The sequence below is a fragment of the Balneatrix alpica DSM 16621 genome (assembly GCF_000619885.1).
GTDB classification, from domain to species: Bacteria; Pseudomonadota; Gammaproteobacteria; order Pseudomonadales; family Balneatricaceae; genus Balneatrix; species Balneatrix alpica.
Window position 1 is genome coordinate 548,123 of sequence record NZ_KK211039.1, and the last position, 17,560, is coordinate 565,682.

Below are 17,560 nucleotides of genomic sequence, written 5' to 3' on the forward strand. Positions count from 1 at the left end.
TTAATCTTCTGGAGGGGAGTCTCAATCCGCTCCGGCACTGCAGGCACCGCAGTTAGCCGGGTTTGCGGAACAGGACTCACCCTTGTTGTCCGCCAGATTCTTTTTCGAACCTGTCTTGAAGTCGGTCTCATACCAGCCACTGCCACTCAGGCGAAAACCCGGCAGAGAGAGCTGTTTAACCAATTGTGGCTCAGCACAACTGGGACACTCGGTTAGAGGGTCATCACTGAACTTTTGAATCGCTTCAAGTTCATGGCCACAAGCGCTACAGAGGTATTCATAAATAGGCATCGCTTACGCCCTTGCAAATCACCAATGACTGGAACAGAGCACAAAGGGAACCCCTTTGCAAAGCGCGACATTATATACCCCAAATAATCGCCTTGCCTACCGCCGACGCCACCTGACTAAACCAGCGCCGACCCTGCTCAAAAAAGGAAATAGCACTCAACACTCCGCATCATAACGGGCTTAAGCCGACAGGCGCCAAGAGTTGCTGCAACGCTAGTTTGAGTTCCGCCAGTTGCGCCGACTCATAGGGGCGCGCAGGCAATTTTCCCCAAACAGGAGCAGGCCAGGCCGGATCTTGCTGAAAACGCACAATATGATGCACATGCAGCTGAGGCACCATATTGCCCAACGCTGCCACATTTAATTTATCGCCGGCAAAGTGCACCATTAACCGGCGCCCCACCTGACAAGACTCCTGATAAAACTGGGCTAAATCCGTCTCATCCAACTCATACAGCTCACGCAACTGCCCCCGGCGCGGCACTAAAATCAGCCAGGGATATTGGCAATCATTCATTAATAATACCCGGCACAGCGGCAAATCACCCACTACCAGAGTATCCGCCGCCAACTGCGGATGGAGATTAAAAGCAGACATAAGCATTCCAGTCGTCAAGGCTAACCAGCAGGCAGCCTAACCAGAGTGATTAAGAAGAACAAGGGCGGGATATGCAGACCAGCCACCCTGGATTTCACCCAGCTTAACTAACGGTGAAACTGCCGCAATTGAATATGATTTCCCTCCGGATCTAGGATATTAGCCACCCTGAAGATAGGGTTAGCCCACTCCCCCTCCAGCGCCTGACCACCTAAGGCAACCGCCTGCTGCCGAGCCTCCGACAGATCAGCCACCGCAACAAACATCTTCGTGCGATTAAAGTGTGGCTCCAGCAGCGCCACTGGCGGCACATGCAGAACAAGATTGACGCCATCACCAGCCAAACTGATCAGCTCTGCCGTTTGATGAAGCACCGTCAAGCCAAACATCTGCTGATAAAACTGCGCCAGGGCGGGAAGATTAGCAGCGTAGATCACCACACCAAAATGCGCTGGAGTAGTCATTGCTTCCTATATGTTGCCTTATCGTTGGTTAGGCGCATCCCCCCGTTAACAAAAACATGTCACAGAGGTGTTATGACTACGCAACTACCAGTTACTAGTAGATTTTAAGTGCACACCCTGCTCATCCTGACGAATGCGACCCGCCTTCATCAGCGCACCGAGCGCCATCTTGTAAGCCTTCTTACTCACCCCAAAGGTGTCACTGATGGCATTAGGATCACTTTTGTCCCCCAGAGGGCAGAAGCCATCATGGGCCTCTAAATAATCGAGTATCTTCTGCGCTAACGGATCAACCCTTGCATAGCCTGGCTTATCAAGCATCACATCCACCTTGCCATCCGCCAGGCACTGCTTAATAAAGCCACTCAAACGCATACCGGGGCGCACCTCACGAAACAAGTCTTGATGATGCAGCAAGCCTTCGTAGCGATTATCAATTATCACCGGATAACCAAGATCGGTACGCCGTAGGATCAGCAGTTCCACCGCCTGCCCTATCGCAAGATCAGTGGGAGCCGGTTCAATAAAGCGATCCGTCTTGGCTGAGGCAGCAATGCGCTTGCTATTGTCGATATAGATATAAACGGTGCACCAGTCACCCACTTTCAGCGGCTTCAGTTGCTCGCTATAGGGCAAGAACAACTCTTTGGGCATGCCCCAATCCAGAAATGCCCCTACTCTGTTAACGTCGGTAACCTTCAGACTGGCAAACTCCCCCACCATCACCCTGGGCTTACGTGTGGAAGCGATAGGAATATCCTTCGAGTCAAGGTAAACAAACACCTGCAACTGGTCGCCAAGACGGCAACCCTCCGGCACTTCACGCTTGGGCAGCAGAATACCGTCGCTGTCGCCATCATCGAGATAGACCCCGAACGGGACTTCGCGCACTACTTTAAGCCTGTTGAGTCTGCCGAGTTTGATCACGGGAATGTCTCTTCATCGATGAGGATTGTGGGTGCGTACTCTACCACGGCGCCCTTGGCCGACCTATCCCCTCATCGGTCGGTACGGATGTACCCCTGGACTAGTGATCTATAAACACATAACCAAGGCAACACACCACACTCATTCCACACTTTCCTGCGCTAGCGTGATGATCGCCTGAATGGCTCCCCTCGCCTGCGGACTGTTATGCCAACAGGTTGAACCCATCATTTGGGAAATTTGCTTGGTCACATCAGCCGGATCTTCCTCCGCCAACTGTGATAAAGACGAAAAACCAATTTGCTCTAAACGTGCAACCACCGTTGCACCTACGCCTTTGAGAGCAATCATCTTTTCCTTTTCGTGAACAGAAAACCCCATCAGATACTCTCCTATTTAAGTTTGCCGACTGACAAAAGAAGACAAGCAGCTAGATTAGCCAATCTGTATGGCACAGGCCTACAACTCACAGCACTGTGACAGCAGCAACTTATCTCGCCCTAATCAATTTCATTAGTTAAATTTGCTACTTATCTTCACAAATACCCTTGCAAACAAGTAACACAAGAAAAAGACAGGATTTTTCCCTGTTTAAGACAGAGCAAACAGAAAATTTCCTCACCAACGCAATTATTTCAAAAAAATTCACCACTGCCATTCCAGTAGAATGCTCGACCCAAGACGGACCGGCACCGTGGTGCTTGAGCTTGAAGGAACTCCAAAACGCTCAACCCTTAAACAGCGGTGAAAATAATAAACATTTGCCGGAGTCAGTGGTGTGCAAAGCCTCGTTTTGTTCCTACCCAGCCTCCAGGGTTACCTGGCCTCCCTTGCGTCAGCGTCCTACGCAAATGTTTAGCCACCTCCACCGGGTGGTATCAGCGAAAACCAGCGGGAAGCATGCCTGCCGGTTTAACAACAACTAAACAAGAGTACATGCTATGAAAAAACTTTTGCTCGGACTCTTCGCCCTTCTGGGTGTTCTGCCTGCTGCTCACGCAGAGGGCCTCGACGCTGCTATCAACGAAGCTGTAGCCCCTATTGCTAACTTGGTTGCTGGCATCATTTTCTACTCTGTTCCTGTTGGAGACGCCAACCTGCCTTTGATCGTTGTCTGGCTGGTTGTCGCGGCGCTGTTCTTCACCCTGTACTTTGGTTTTATCAACGTTCGTGGCTTCAAGCACGCTATTCGCGTGGTACGCGGCGATTACACCGACCCGAAAGATAAGGGTGAGGTGTCTCACTTTCAGGCATTAACAGCTGCCCTATCCGGAACCGTTGGCCTGGGTAACATTGCTGGTGTGGCCGTGGCAGTTTCCATCGGCGGCCCCGGTGCCACCTTCTGGATGATCATGGGCGGCATCCTGGGGATGTCCTCCAAGTTTGTGGAATGTACCCTGGGGGTGAAGTACCGCAACATTAATGCTGATGGCAGCGTCTCCGGCGGCCCGATGTATTACCTGAGCAAAGGCTTGGCGGAACAAGGCAAAGCCGGCTTGGGTCGCTTCCTGGCGGTCTTTTTCGCCATCTGCTGTATCGGTGGCGCCTTCGGTGGCGGCAACATGTTCCAGGCCAACCAAACTGCCCAGCAAATCATTAATGTGACCGGCGGCAGTGAATCTTTCTTTGCTGACAAAGCCTGGTTGATCGGCTTGCTGCTGGCGATCATGGTTGGCGTAGTCATCATCGGCGGGATCAAGTCCATCGCCAAGGTGACTGAGAAGATCATTCCCTTTATGGCGGGCATCTACCTGGCTGCCGGTGCGGTGATTCTGGCGATGAATGCCGACATGATCCCCACTGCTATCAATCTGATTATCGAAGGTGCCTTCAGCGCTGAAGGTGTGGCCGGTGGCGTCATCGGCGTTATGATTCAGGGCTTCAAGCGTGCATCCTTCTCCAACGAAGCGGGTATTGGCTCTGCTGCCATCGCTCACTCTGCGGTGCGCACTAACGAGCCCCTGTCAGAAGGCTTCGTTTCCCTGCTGGAACCCTTCATTGACACCGTCGTGATCTGCACCATGACCGCCTTGGTTATCGTCATTACTGGCATGTATACCACCGGTGGCATGAGTGGCGTTGAACTGACCTCCGCTGCCTTTGGTAGCGCCATCTCCTGGTTCCCCTACGTTCTGGCAGTAGCGGTGGTGCTGTTCGCTTACTCCACCATGATCTCCTGGTCTTACTACGGCACCAAGGCATGGACTTACCTGTTTGGGGAAAGCAAAGCCTCTGACCTAACGTTCAAGTTCATCTTCTGCGTCTTCGTTGTTATTGGTGCAGCCATGAATCTGGGCCCGGTTATCGATTTCTCCGACTCCATGATCTTCGCTATGGCACTGGCCAACATTGCTGGCCTGTACTTGTTGGCCCCGGTGGTCAAGCGTGATCTGGCGGATTACATGGCCCGCATCAAGAGCGGCGCGATCAAAAACTATCGCCAACAGGCTAACGCCGGCAAGGATCGTGAAGATCTGGATGTCGAGCCAGCCTAAGCCTTAAGTTTGCTCTCTCGCCCCGGCTTGCCGGGGCTTTTTATCCTCTGCTTTTGCTGCCAACTCCCCCCGCCACGACCTTGGTCTGGCTTGCTCTATTTAGCAAGATTAACCACCCTGAGTGACAGCGCTTGCCCGAGCGCCTTTAGCACGACATTCAGTCAAGCCAGAGATTGCCAGGAGGCACCATGACCCCACCGTTACTCACTCCCCCCTATCTCCTCACTGAACTGGGCAACATTGAAGACTGGGCCTGCGATTACAATGGCCATTTGAATGAGGGTTATGCCCTGGTGTTGCTGTCCCGCGCCACCGACACCCTGCTGGATGCCATTGGCCTGGATGCCATCAGCCGCGAACAGCGCCAATTCAGCGCCTTTACCCTGCAAAACATACTGCACTATCGCCAGGAAGGCCGTTTAGGGCAGCGATTGCAAGCCAGCAGCCAACTGCTCGCTTATGACGAAAAACGTCTACGTATTTATCATCAACTGCTTAATAGCGAGTCAGGGGAGACCCTGGTGGAGATGGAAACGCTGCTGATCGGGGTGGACATGCAGCAGCGCCGTTCCGCACCCTGGCCACGCGAGATAGAACAAGCCTTATTTGCGTTGAGCCAACAGCAGGCACAGTTGCCAATCCCAGAACGGGCCGGCGGCGGTATCAGCCGTCCAGCCCTGCCACTCTAAACTGCTGGCAGGACGGACAGCTCAGGCAATATCACGCTAAGCGCGACTCACTTACACCACACCCTGCTCATGCAGCTCGGCTACCCGCTCGGCGGACAGGCTCAGCCAGTCTGCCAATACCTCTGCCGTGTGCTGACCTAACAGGGGTGGGGCTCGATGATAGTCCACGGGGGTGGCAGAAAACTTCAACGGACTGCCCACATAAGGCCGCAGCCCGGCACTGGCATGCTCTAACTCCACCAGCATTTGCCGTGCCTGCACCTGGGGATCACGAAACACCCGATCCAGGGTATTGATCGGACCGCAGGGCACATTGGCCGCTTCCAACTGAGCCAACCAGGTATCCAAGTCCTTTTGCAGTAATAACGGCTCCAGTAGCGGCAAGAGCTGCTGACGATGACGTACCCGTTCATCGTTAGTGGCAAAGCGCGGATCATCCGCCAACTCCGCCGCCCCCGCCACCTCACAGAAGCGACGAAATTGGCCGTCATTCCCCACCGCCAACATCAGGTGGCCATCCGCCACTGCAAATGCCTGATAGGGCACGATATTCGGGTGGGCATTGCCATAGCGCTTAGGTGTTTCGCCACTCACCAGGTAGTTCATCGCCTGATTAGCCAGGGTCGCTACCTGCACATCCAGCAAGGCCAGATCCAGGTGCTGACCTTCGCCAGTGCGATTACGGTGATGTAATGCCGCCAGAATGCCGGTGCTGGCATAGAGCCCGGTCATAATATCTGCCAACGCCACTCCCACCTTAACCGGCATCCCCTCCGGCTCACCGGTCAGGCTCATCAACCCTCCCATCGCCTGAATCATCGCATCATAGCCAGGACGCTGCTTATAGGGCCCCTGCTGACCAAAGCCGGTGATGGAGCAGTAAATCAAACCGGGATTCAACTTGCGTAGACTGGCGTAATCCAGCCCATATTTAGCCAGGCCGCCAACCTTATAGTTTTCCAGCAGAATATCCGCCTGCGCTGCCAGCTTAAGCACCAGGGCCTGACCTTCTGGCTGGGTAAAATCCAACGTCAGAGAACGCTTGCCACGGTTAGCACTCTGGAAATAGGCCGACTCCGCTGTGGGCTCACCTGCAGCTGTGCTGAGATTGGGTGGTCCCCAATGGCGGGTATCATCCCCCGCCCCTGGCCGCTCGACCTTCACCACATCCGCCCCCAGATCCGCCAGGGTCTGGCTGGCCCAAGGGCCAGCCAATACTCGTGACAAATCCAGCACCTTGATGCCTGCCAGTGCGCCAGCCATTACTTGAACGCCTGCAAACCGGTCTGAGCACGACCAAGAATCAACGCATGAACATCATGGGTGCCTTCATAGGTATTGACCGCCTCCAGATTCATCACATGACGAATGACGTGGAACTCATCGGCAATACCGTTACCACCGTGCATATCCCGGGCGATACGGGCAATATCCAGTGCCTTACCACAGGAATTGCGCTTAATCAGGGAGATATTCTCCGGTGCACAACGTCCCTCGTCGAGCAAACGCCCTACCCGTAGGCAACCCTGCAGGCCAAGGCTGATTTCGGTTTGCATGTCCGCCAGTTTTTTCTGAATTAACTGCGTCGCTGCCAACGGACGGCCAAACTGGCTGCGATCCAGACAGTACTGGCGCGCCTGCATCCAGCAGAATTCCGCTGCCCCCAGCGCCCCCCATGCAATGCCGTAGCGGGCCTTGTTCAAGCAGCCGAAGGGGCCTTTCAAACCACTGACATTGGGCAGCAGGTTGTCTTCAGGCACCAGCACTTCATCCATTACGATTTCGCCGGTAATAGAAGCACGCAGGGAGAATTTGCCCTCAATTTTGGGTGCACTCAGGCCCTTCATGCCTTTTTCCAGCACAAAGCCACGGATTTCACCCTCAAGCTTGGCCCACACCACAAAGACATCGGCGATCGGGGAGTTGGTGATCCACATTTTGCTGCCACTGAGCAAATAACCATCCGCCACCTTGGTGGCGCGGGTTTTCATGCTACCTGGATCAGAACCGGCATCGGGCTCGGTCAGACCAAAACAGCCTACCCACTCACCGGTGGCCAGCTTGGGCAGGTATTTACGCCGTTGCGCTTCACTGCCGTATGCATAAATAGGATGCATCACCAGGGAAGATTGCACACTCATCGCCGAACGATAACCGCTATCGACCCGCTCCACTTCTCGTGCGGTCAAGCCATAGCAGACATGGTTTACACCGGCACAGCCGTATTCTTCCGGCAAGGTAGAGCCCAGTAGTCCCAACGCACCCAGCTCAGACATAATTTCGCGGTCAAAATGCTCGTGCCGGTTGGCTTCCAGAATACGTGGCATCAGGCTACCTTGAGCGTATTCACGCGCCGCCTGCATCACCATCCGCTCTTCTTCACTCAGCATCTCTTCCAACAGAAAAGGGTCTTGCCAGTTAAATTGGGGCTTAGCCATAGTGGACTCCATAAAATGTCGACATTTTTATATTTTGCAGAAAATGTTATTTAGTGTGGACAAAGTACACCCATCCCCCAGGGGATGCAAGCCTGCCCTCTACTACCTTAGCCCAGCCCCAGCAAAGTGCCGCGATACTTGTCCCTGACCAGCACTAGCCCCTAGACTAGGCCTCCTTATTGCGATGAGCATCAACGGACCCAGCCATGCAATTGCCGATTCAGCCTTTCCTCAAGTCGCTCCTGACCTTCCTGCTGGTTATTGGCAACCTCAGCCTAAATAGCCATGCCAGCCCGTTAAACGGCTTACCCCATTCCGCCGGACTCTGGGTAGAACAACACCCTGAATTCAACCAACAGGCCGAACAGCCTCAGGTGCCCGCCTCCACCCTGAAACTACTGACCGCCTATTACGCCCTGCAACGCTTGGGGCCTAGTTATCAATTCAAGACTCCTCTCTGGCTTGATGCTGACGGCATCCTTTGGCTACAGGGCAAAGGCGATCCAGGCCTCACCTCTGAAGTACTGCAAAAACTAGCGAAAGCCTTGCGCTCAAAAGGTTTGAAAAAAATTAAGGGGGTTGGAATAGATGGTAGTTATTTCGCCAGCAACCAAGTTCCTGACGGAATCGGCAACAGCCATAACCCTTACGATGCTCACCCCGGCGCAGCCATTGCTAACTACAACACCGTGGCACTCAAACGCGATGGCGGTTCGATTATTTCCCCCGAATGGCAGACGCCCATGACCAAGGCAGCCTATCAACAGGCTCCTCGCCTGCCGGGACTAGAAGGTCGGATCAACCTTGGCCCAGATAGCCGTACTCAACAGCTGCACCTGGCCGAACTGCTGGCTATTTTCCTGCGTCTGGAAGGTATCAGTGTCGGCAACAGCCTCAAAACCGGCACCCTACCTGCCAGCGCCAAACCCTACCTGACCTTTATCAACCCGCAGCCCCTAAGCCAGTTATTAGAAGGCATGCTGAAGTACTCCAATAACCTCATCGCCAATCAGCTCTTTCTGGTGTTGGGAGCAGAGCAGCTCGGCGCGCCAGCCACTCTCACCAAAGCTCAACTTGCCATACAGAGTTTTATTGTCAGTGAGTTTGACTGGCGTAACGTCCAAATCGCCGAGGCGGCAGGGCTCTCCCGACAAAACCAGCTCAGCCCCGCCCAATTAGGTCAACTACTGGATAAGATGCGCCCTTATCAAAACCTGCTTAATCTGGAGCGCCCTGGTGTACAAGCCAAAACCGGCACCCTATCGGACACCAGCACCCTGGCTGGCTACTTGGAGGTCAAAGGACAATGGCTGGCTTTTGCCTTAATGCTGCCACAGGCCAATGCCCAGCAGCTGCGCTTTGAACTCGCCGAACGATTACGCAACGCGCTGAATAAATAAGCAGCAAGACAATCAACCGGAAGCCCATCAGGGCAGAAAGAGAAAAGTGAGAACCTTGCCTGCTGCACAGCAGCGGGAAGACAAGCGAGGGTGGCAAGGTTCTCAAAAAGGTGGCTTCAGGGAAGCCGAAGAGGACAACTCAAACCAGTGTTAGCAGGCAACCCTGCCAGCAATCCAAGCACCGCCTAGATCAGCCCTACCCAGATTGGCGGCAGCAGACAGCATTCGACCATCTGACTGCCTTAACCACAGCGGCAAGCCAACGCTTAGCCGCCGTGACTAGCGGTACCACCCAACGATGATGCCGCTAGAAACGATTGCGATAGGTTAACCTCAATGCTGTTAGCCTTGATGCAGTTAACCTCGCTTGTTTAACCTCGCTTGTTTAACCTCGTTTATTTAACCTCGATAGTAACGCTGCGGCACAAAGGGCATCGCGCTCACCACCATTTTCTGTGGCTTACCGCGCACCATAGCGAACACCTCTGAACCCAACGCAGCATGAGCTGTATGCACATAGCCCATCGCCACTGGCGCATTCTTGGTCGGACCAAAAGTACCGGATGTCACCTGACCAATGACCTTGCCGTCGGCATCCACCAACTCTGTTCCTTCACGAACAGGAGCGCGGCCCTCAGCAATCAACCCCACCCGCTTGCGGGAAGCTTCTTTACTGGCGATCTGAGCAAGAATCACCTCCGCTCCAGGGAACCCTCCTGCCCGCTCACCGTCGGCACGACGGGGTTTGGAGATAGCCCATAGCAGGCTGGCCTCAAAGGGCGTAGTAGTAGTGTCAATATCATGGCCATACAGACACAACCCCGCTTCCAGACGCAGAGAATCACGCGCCCCCAGACCAATGAACTCAACCTCCGCCTGCGCCAGCAGCTCACGCGCCAGTGCCTCAGCTTTATGCGCCGGTACCGAAATTTCAAAACCATCTTCGCCGGTATAACCCGAGCGGCTCACCAGACACTCTTCACCCAACAGAGTAAAGCGGCCAGCATCCATGAAGATCATCTTGCTAACATCCGCATTCAGGCGCGCCAACACCTCAACCGCTTTAGGCCCCTGCAAGGCCAGCAAAGCACGATCTTCCAGCACTTCGATTTCACAACGCGAGCCAATATGCTGACGCAGATGGGCAATATCCTGCTCCTTACAAGCAGCGTTCACCACGACAAATAGGTACTCACCCAGGTTAGCCACCATCAGGTCATCCAGAATACCTCCCTGATCATTAGTAAAGAGCGCATAGCGCTGCTTTCCTACTGGCAAGTCCTGGATATCCACCGGCACCAATGTTTCCAGCGCCGCAGCGGCTTCCGCTCCTTTGAGCTTTAACTGCCCCATGTGAGACACATCAAACAGACCCGCTTGTTCACGAGTGTGTTCATGCTCTTTCTTGACTCCCAGGGGATACTGCACCGGCATCTCATAACCAGCGAAGGGCACCATCTTGGCCCCCAGCTCCACATGAAGATCGAATAAAGGTGTACGTAGCAAGGGAGTCTGTTCTGACATGGTCTTACCTATTGGCGTTATTTTTTACTCGTTAGGGTTCCACGAAGCCTGAGCTTCTTCCCGGCCATCATTAAACAACCGGGGAAAACCGCAACCTTGTTTCCAATTTGAAACTTACACTACTGCAAAGTGTCACCTCAGGCAACCTTTGCCCCCTCAACTGGCAGCATTTTTCGGTTTTTCATAACCATCCATTACCGCAACTAATTAAAGGATTAATCAAGATGCAGGGTCAGCGCCCCACGGCTTATCTATACTTAGCAGCTATTGCGAGGCGCCCCTGGCAACCCTACATAAATTAGAGAGGCTTGACAGTCCAAGCGCTGGCACCTAAGTTTAACCATGTTTCCTATTGGAAACTTTTTAACCGACTAACCGCTGTCACCGCCTCCTGGCCGCACAGCCTCCAATAACAACACAACTGGTCGGTGGAGAACCCTATGTCACTGAGCGTTTTTGATCTGTTTAAAATTGGCGTTGGCCCCTCCAGCTCCCATACCGTTGGCCCCATGTGGGCGGCCTATCGCTTCCTGGATGAACTGCGTCAAGCGGGTGTCTTTGCGCAAACTAAAGAAGTAAAAGCCGCTTTGTTTGGTTCCCTCGCCATGACCGGCCAGGGCCATGCCACCGACACCGCCGTACTTTTAGGCCTGATGGGTGAGCGTCCAGACCTGACTGACCCTGATCAAATTCAGCAACGCATTGAGCAGTTGCGGCAAAGCCAGACCCTGCAACTCGGCGGCGAGCACAGCATTCCCTTTGACGAAGCTAGCCACCTGCAGTTTATGTTCGGCCAGTCTCTGCCCAAGCACCCCAATGCCATGCAACTGCGCGCCTTTGATGAAGCGGGCATTCAGCTGTATCAGCAAACTTACTATTCCGTCGGGGGTGGCTTTGTACTGTCAGAGCCAGAGACTGAGAACGCCGGGGATGATCGCCTGCGCCGCGATGACGACGTTCCCTATCCTTTCCGTAACGCCGCCGAATTATTGCAGCAATGCAAAACCCACGGCCTGAGCATTGCCGCCCTGGTCATGGAGAATGAGAAAACCTGGCGTAGCCCCGAACAATATCGCACCGAGGTATTACAGATCTGGCAGGTAATGGATGCCTGTATCCGCCGCGGCTGTCGTGAAACCGGTGTGCTGCCAGGAGGGTTAAACCTTAAACGCCGAGCCGCCAAACTCTACACGGAACTAACCGAACGTCCGGAAGCCGGCTTTAAAGATCAGCTTACCGTCATGGACTGGGTCAACCTGTATGCCATGGCCGTCAATGAAGAAAACGCTGCCGGTGGTCGGGTAGTGACTGCCCCCACCAACGGTGCAGCTGGGGTGATTCCAGCGGTACTGGCCTATTACGATCGTTTCGTCCCTCATTCCAATGAGCAGGGCATCATTACCTTCCTGACCGTTGCCGCCGCCATTGGCATGCTCTACAAACGCAATGCCTCTATCTCCGCTGCCGAAGTGGGTTGCCAAGGGGAAATTGGTGTGGCCTGTTCCATGGCCGCTGGTGCCCTCTGTGCTGCCATGGGCGGCAGCAATGAACAGATTGAAAATGCTGCCGAAATTGGCATGGAGCATAACCTCGGCCTGACCTGCGATCCGATTAAGGGTCTGGTACAGGTGCCCTGCATCGAGCGCAATACCATGGGAGCGATCAAGGCGATCAACGCCGCCCGCTTAGCCCTGCGTGGCACTGGCGAACATCACGTCTCCCTCGACTCCGTGATCGAAACCATGCGCCAAACCGGTGTCGACATGCAGGATAAATATAAAGAAACCGCCACCGGCGGCCTCGCCGTCAACGTCGTTAACTGCTAACCCATACTGATAACAAGCCTGAAGGAAGCCCCATGACGTCTGATTTCTTCTCCGCCTCCCTGAGTCAGCGCGACCCCCTGCTGGCCCAGGCCATTACTGACGAGCTCGGTCGTCAGCAGCAACAGATTGAGCTGATTGCCTCCGAGAACATCGTCTCCCGCGCCGTGCTGGAAGCCCAAGGCAGCGTACTCACCAACAAGTATGCCGAAGGCTATGCCGGCAAGCGTTACTATGGTGGCTGTGAATTTGTCGACGTCGCCGAAACCCTGGCGGTTGAACGGATTAAGAAACTATTTGGCTGTCAGTTTGCCAATGTCCAGCCCCACTCCGGAGCCCAGGCCAATGGTGCGGTAATGCTGGCATTGCTGCAGCCTGGCGACACTATCCTGGGCATGTCACTCGATGCCGGCGGCCACCTGACCCACGGTGCCCGCCCTGCACTATCTGGTAAGTGGTTTAATGCCGTGCAGTACGGTGTGCGCCAGGACAACCAGCAGATTGACTACGATCAACTGGCAAGCCTGGCCAAAGAACATCGCCCCAAAATGATTATCGCCGGCGCTTCAGCCTACCCTCGGGTGATTGATTTTGCCCGTATGCGAGCCATTGCCGATGAAGTCGGCGCTTATCTGATGGTCGATATGGCCCATATTGCTGGCTTGGTTGCCACCGGCCATCATCCCAGCCCAGTGCCCCACGCCCACGTCGTCACCAGCACCACCCACAAAACCCTCCGCGGCCCCCGCGGTGGCATCATCCTCAGCAATGATGAAGCCATTGCCAAGAAAATTAACTCAGCGGTTTTCCCGGGCCTACAGGGTGGCCCTTTAATGCATGTCATCGCCGCTAAAGCGGTTGCCTTTGGCGAAGCACTGCAGCCCAGCTTTAAAGACTACATCCAACAAGTGGTCGACAACGCTCAAGCCTTGGCGGCCGTCATGCTGGAACGGGGTTGCGATCTGGTATCCGGCGGCACCGACAACCACCTGCTGTTGGTAGACCTGCGCCCCAAGGGCCTGACTGGCAATATCGTCGAGCAGGCGCTGGAACGCGCAGGCATTACCTGCAACAAGAACGGCATTCCCTTTGATCCGGAAAAACCCACCGTTACCTCGGGAATTCGTCTCGGCACTCCAGCAGGTACCAGCCGCGGCTTTACGACTAAAGAATTTAGTCAGATTGGTCACCTGATCAGTGACGTACTGGATGCGCTACGCCAGCAACCACAAGGCGACGCCGCCTGTGAACGCCAAGTGCGTCGTCAGGTACAAATTCTGTGTGAACACTTCCCCATTTACTCCTGATTAGGGGATAATTGCGGAAACTTTTTTCTGTTAGGCAACATTGAACAATATAGGAAAACAAAATGAGCCAGATTCCAGCCAACCTGCGTTACACCGCCACCCATGAGTGGGTCCTGGACAATGGTGATGGCACCGTAACCGTTGGGGTAACTGACCACGCCCAAGAACTGCTGGGCGACGTGGTATTTGTTGAACTGCCTGAAGTTGAGCGTGAGCTGGGTGCGGACGAAGAGTTCGGCGTGATTGAGTCCGTGAAAGCGGCTTCCGACCTCTATGCCCCTCTGGCAGGCACCGTGGTAGCAGTGAACGAGAGCCTGAATGACACCCCTGAGCAGGTGAATGCGGATCCCTATGGCGAAGGCTGGATCTTCAAGCTGAAACTGGCCAACCAGGATGATCTAACCAGCCTGCTGGACGCTGCAGCCTACGAAGAAAAGGTTGCCGAAGAGTCCTAAGTCCAGATCGGCGCTGCCCTGCGCCGATCTTTGTTTGCGCGCAAGTTGAGCCACGACTGCTACAGTTATCAGCTTGCGCCACCCTATTCCGGCATTGATGGTAAAGGTAGACCCATGAGCACTCCCCACAACCTACCGCTGCAGGCTCTTGAGCAGCGCCACGACTTTATCGACCGTCATATCGGCCCCAGCGACGCTGACACTCAAGAGATGCTGAGCAGCCTGGGCCTGAACTCCCTGGAGGAGCTGGTAAACAGCACCGTTCCTGCCAGTATCCGCCTGCAGGCGCCCCTGGCCCTGGCGGAGCCCATGACGGAAAGCGACGCCCTGAATTATCTGCGCTCACTGGCCAAGCAGAACCAGGTCAACAAGTCCTACATCGGTATGGGCTACTACGACACCATCGTGCCGGCGGTCATCCTGCGCAACGTACTGGAAAACCCCGGTTGGTATACCGCTTACACCCCTTATCAACCTGAGATTTCTCAGGGTCGCCTGGAAGGTCTACTCAACTATCAGCAGATGGTCATGGACCTGACCGGCATGGAACTGGCCAACGCCTCCCTGCTCGACGAGGCCACCGCTGCCGCTGAAGCCATGGCCCTGTGCAAACGCTCCTCCAAGCTGAAGACTAATAAGTTCTTTGTTGCCGAAGACGTCTTCCCCCAAACCCTGGATGTGCTCAAGACCCGTGCAGAATACTTTGGCTTCGAGCTGGTGATTGGCAATCCTTACAGCGATCTGGCCAACCATGAAGTCTTTGGTTTGCTGCTGCAGTACCCAGGCGGCAACGGTCAAATCCATGACCTGGAAGCCCTGATCAAACAGGCCCAGAGCCAAAAAGCCCTGGTATGCGTTGCCGCAGACCTGATGAGCCTGGTGTTACTGAAAACCCCAGGTGAACTGGGTGCGGATGTGGTATTCGGTTCCTCCCAGCGCTTTGGTGTCCCCATGGGCTTCGGTGGCCCTCACGCCGCCTTCTTCGCCACTAAGGATGCCCATAAGCGCACCATGCCTGGCCGGATTATTGGCGTCTCCATCGACAGCCACCAGAAGCCTGCCCTGCGTATGGCCATGCAAACACGCGAGCAACACATCCGCCGCGAAAAAGCCACCTCCAACATCTGTACTGCCCAGGCACTGCTGGCCAACATGGCGGGCTTCTATGCGGTCTATCACGGTGCGAAAGGCCTGCGTCAAATCGCCGGACGCATTCACCGCCTGACCAGCATCCTGGCCAAAGGTCTGCAACAAAAAGGCATCAAGCTGGAAAATGATACCTGGTTTGACACCCTGACCCTGGTGGTGGGCAACGAACAGTCTGCCCTGTACCAGCGTGCGCTGGATGCCGGCCTGAACCTGCGCAAAGTTGGTAGTGACAAGCTCGGCATCAGCCTGGATGAGCGTAAGGGCGCCGCTGATGTGGCGGAACTCTTTGATGTGCTGTTGGGCACTAACCATGGCCTGGATGTCGCTAGCCTGGATGCTGACATCGTGGCGCAAAGCTTTAGCGGCATTCCTGCCAGCTACCAGCGTAGCAGCGACTTCCTCACTCACCCGACCTTCAATAGCTACCACTCAGAAACCGAGATGCTGCGCTACCTGAAGCGTCTGGAGAACAAAGACCTGTCCCTGACTCACGCCATGATTCCGCTGGGCTCCTGTACGATGAAGCTCAACGCCACCAGCGAAATGATTCCGGTGACCTGGCCTGAGTTTGCCGATATCCACCCCTTTGCCCCGAAAGAGCAAACCCGTGGTTACCAGCGCATGATTGATGAGCTGGCCGCCGACCTGGCTGAAATCACCGGTTATGATGCTATTTCCATGCAGCCCAACTCCGGTGCTCAGGGCGAATATGCTGGTCTGGTCGCGATTCGTCGCTACCATGCCAGCCTCGGTCAGGATAACCGCGATATCTGCTTGATCCCCAGCTCTGCCCACGGCACCAACCCCGCCTCAGCGGCCATGGCCAACATGAAGGTGGTGATCGTTGAGTGTGACGACAACGGCAACGTCGATATCAATGATCTGCGCGCCAAGGCAGAACAGCACTCAGCCAACCTGTCTTGCCTGATGGTGACCTATCCCTCTACCCATGGTGTGTTTGAAGAAGAGATCGTCGAGATCTGCGCAATCATCCACCAGCATGGTGGTCAGGTCTACATGGACGGCGCCAACATGAACGCCCAGGTCGGTCTGTCCAAGCCAGGCAAATTCGGCTCTGACGTCTCTCACCTGAACCTGCACAAAACCTTCTGCATCCCCCACGGCGGCGGTGGCCCCGGCATGGGTCCGATCGGTGTGAAGAGCCACCTAGCCCCCTTCCTGCCCAGCCATGCGGTTAACCCAGTAGAGGGCGTCCCCGAAGGTAATAGCGCGGTTTCCGCAGCCCCCTTCGGCAGCGCAGCGATTCTGCCGATCTCTTGGGTATACATCAAAATGATGGGCGCTCAGGGCCTGCGTGAAGCCACCCAGATGGCCATTCTGAATGCTAACTACATCATGAACCGTCTGGCTCCGCACTACCCTGTGCTCTATCGTGGCCGTAACGGTCGGGTAGCGCACGAGTGCATCATTGATATTCGTCCGCTCAAAGCGGCCTCTGGTATCAGCGAGGAAGACATCGCCAAGCGCCTGATGGACTATGGCTTCCATGCCCCCACCATGTCCTTCCCGGTAGCCGGCACCCTGATGATCGAGCCGACCGAGTCCGAGTCCAAGGCGGAGCTGGATCGCTTCTGTGATGCCATGATCGCCATTCGTGAAGAAATCGCCCAGGTTCAAAACGGCGAACTGCCAGCGGACAACAACCCCCTGGTGAAAGCGCCTCACACCCTGGACGATCTGACCGAAGGCTGGCAGCGTCCTTACAGCCAACAGCAGGCGGTCTTCCCCAAAGGGGTACAGCCCACCAGCAAATACTGGCCCACGGTTAACCGTATCGACAACGTTTACGGCGACCGTAATCTGGTGTGCTCCTGCCCTAGCGTAGATAGCTACCGCTAAGCAGACGCAGGCCCGTCCTCCGGGGCGGGCCTGATGCATTCCCCTTTTTTAAGCATCGCAACAACTCCCTCTTCCCGCCATTTTTACTCACTTTCCCTCACTTTTGTTTCTCTCCATTTGCAAGCTCATCGCCTGAATAG

The 17,560-nt window shown here is 55.0% G+C and carries 15 protein-coding genes; 7 read left to right on the forward strand and 8 right to left on the reverse strand.

The features are described 5' to 3' along the window. Positions 1–21: 21 nt before the first annotated feature. The 5 genes from Q334_RS0111900 to Q334_RS0111920 all read right to left on the reverse strand — a co-directional run bounded on the left by Q334_RS0111900 (position 22) and on the right by Q334_RS0111920 (position 2,661). Positions 22–291 carry an FmdB family zinc ribbon protein gene (locus Q334_RS0111900; protein WP_027313408.1) on the reverse strand — a complete coding sequence of 90 codons (270 nt, stop codon included), beginning with the start codon at positions 289–291 and terminating at the stop codon, positions 22–24. A gap of 169 nt (positions 292–460) precedes the next feature. Further along, entirely contained in the window at positions 461–889 is a 429-nt protein-coding gene (locus tag Q334_RS0111905) for an HIT domain-containing protein (protein WP_035461379.1), read from the reverse strand. Between the two features lie 107 nt (positions 890–996). Continuing rightward, positions 997–1,353: a VOC family protein gene (locus Q334_RS0111910; protein ID WP_027313410.1), complete on the reverse strand. Its 357-nt coding sequence runs from the start codon at positions 1,351–1,353 to the stop codon at positions 997–999. A gap of 84 nt (positions 1,354–1,437) precedes the next feature. After that, positions 1,438–2,280, reverse strand: coding sequence for a CvfB family protein (locus tag Q334_RS0111915; RefSeq protein ID WP_027313411.1), 843 nt, complete (start codon positions 2,278–2,280; stop codon positions 1,438–1,440). Between the two features lie 141 nt (positions 2,281–2,421). Beyond that, positions 2,422–2,661: a hypothetical protein gene (locus tag Q334_RS0111920; RefSeq protein WP_027313412.1), complete on the reverse strand. Its 240-nt coding sequence runs from the start codon at positions 2,659–2,661 to the stop codon at positions 2,422–2,424. A 560-nt stretch (positions 2,662–3,221) separates the two neighbouring features. Here Q334_RS0111920 and Q334_RS18990 point away from each other — a divergent pair. After that, entirely contained in the window at positions 3,222–4,775 is a 1,554-nt protein-coding gene (locus tag Q334_RS18990) for an alanine/glycine:cation symporter family protein (protein ID WP_051527758.1), read from the forward strand. A gap of 188 nt (positions 4,776–4,963) precedes the next feature. Continuing rightward, positions 4,964–5,464 (forward strand): thioesterase family protein, encoded by a 501-nt coding sequence (locus Q334_RS0111930; RefSeq protein ID WP_051527759.1) that lies wholly within the window; start codon positions 4,964–4,966, stop codon positions 5,462–5,464. Positions 5,465–5,515: 51 nt separating this feature from the next. Here Q334_RS0111930 and Q334_RS0111935 read toward each other — a convergent pair whose 3' ends face one another. Then, positions 5,516–6,727 (reverse strand): CaiB/BaiF CoA transferase family protein, encoded by a 1,212-nt coding sequence (locus Q334_RS0111935; protein WP_027313414.1) that lies wholly within the window; start codon positions 6,725–6,727, stop codon positions 5,516–5,518. Continuing rightward, positions 6,727–7,902: an acyl-CoA dehydrogenase gene (locus Q334_RS0111940; protein ID WP_027313415.1), complete on the reverse strand. Its 1,176-nt coding sequence runs from the start codon at positions 7,900–7,902 to the stop codon at positions 6,727–6,729. Before Q334_RS0111940 ends, Q334_RS0111935 begins: the two co-directional genes overlap by 1 nt. Positions 7,903–8,108: 206 nt before the next feature. Here Q334_RS0111940 and Q334_RS18995 point away from each other — a divergent pair, with 206 nt between their 5' ends. Continuing rightward, positions 8,109–9,302, forward strand: a complete 1,194-nt coding sequence (locus Q334_RS18995; protein WP_051527760.1) for a D-alanyl-D-alanine carboxypeptidase/D-alanyl-D-alanine-endopeptidase — start codon at positions 8,109–8,111, stop codon at positions 9,300–9,302. A gap of 399 nt (positions 9,303–9,701) precedes the next feature. On the opposite strand, the gene gcvT is transcribed toward Q334_RS18995, so the two are convergent. Further along, positions 9,702–10,826 carry a glycine cleavage system aminomethyltransferase GcvT gene (gcvT, locus tag Q334_RS0111950; protein WP_027313416.1) on the reverse strand — a complete coding sequence of 375 codons (1,125 nt, stop codon included), beginning with the start codon at positions 10,824–10,826 and terminating at the stop codon, positions 9,702–9,704. A gap of 440 nt (positions 10,827–11,266) precedes the next feature. On the opposite strand from gcvT, the gene Q334_RS0111955 reads away from it, so the two are divergent. The 4 genes from Q334_RS0111955 (at position 11,267) to gcvP (ending at position 17,420) form a co-directional block, all read left to right on the forward strand. After that, on the forward strand, positions 11,267–12,652 hold the full coding sequence (locus Q334_RS0111955; RefSeq protein WP_027313417.1) for an L-serine ammonia-lyase: 1,386 nt from the start codon (positions 11,267–11,269) through the stop codon (positions 12,650–12,652). Positions 12,653–12,684: 32 nt separating this feature from the next. Continuing rightward, positions 12,685–13,956, forward strand: coding sequence for a serine hydroxymethyltransferase (glyA, locus tag Q334_RS0111960; RefSeq protein WP_027313418.1), 1,272 nt, complete (start codon positions 12,685–12,687; stop codon positions 13,954–13,956). A gap of 62 nt (positions 13,957–14,018) precedes the next feature. Then, positions 14,019–14,411 (forward strand): glycine cleavage system protein GcvH, encoded by a 393-nt coding sequence (gene gcvH, locus Q334_RS0111965; RefSeq protein ID WP_027313419.1) that lies wholly within the window; start codon positions 14,019–14,021, stop codon positions 14,409–14,411. Positions 14,412–14,525: 114 nt separating this feature from the next. Beyond that, positions 14,526–17,420: an aminomethyl-transferring glycine dehydrogenase gene (gene gcvP / locus Q334_RS0111970; protein WP_035461382.1), complete on the forward strand. Its 2,895-nt coding sequence runs from the start codon at positions 14,526–14,528 to the stop codon at positions 17,418–17,420. The last annotated feature ends 140 nt before the right edge of the window (positions 17,421–17,560 follow it).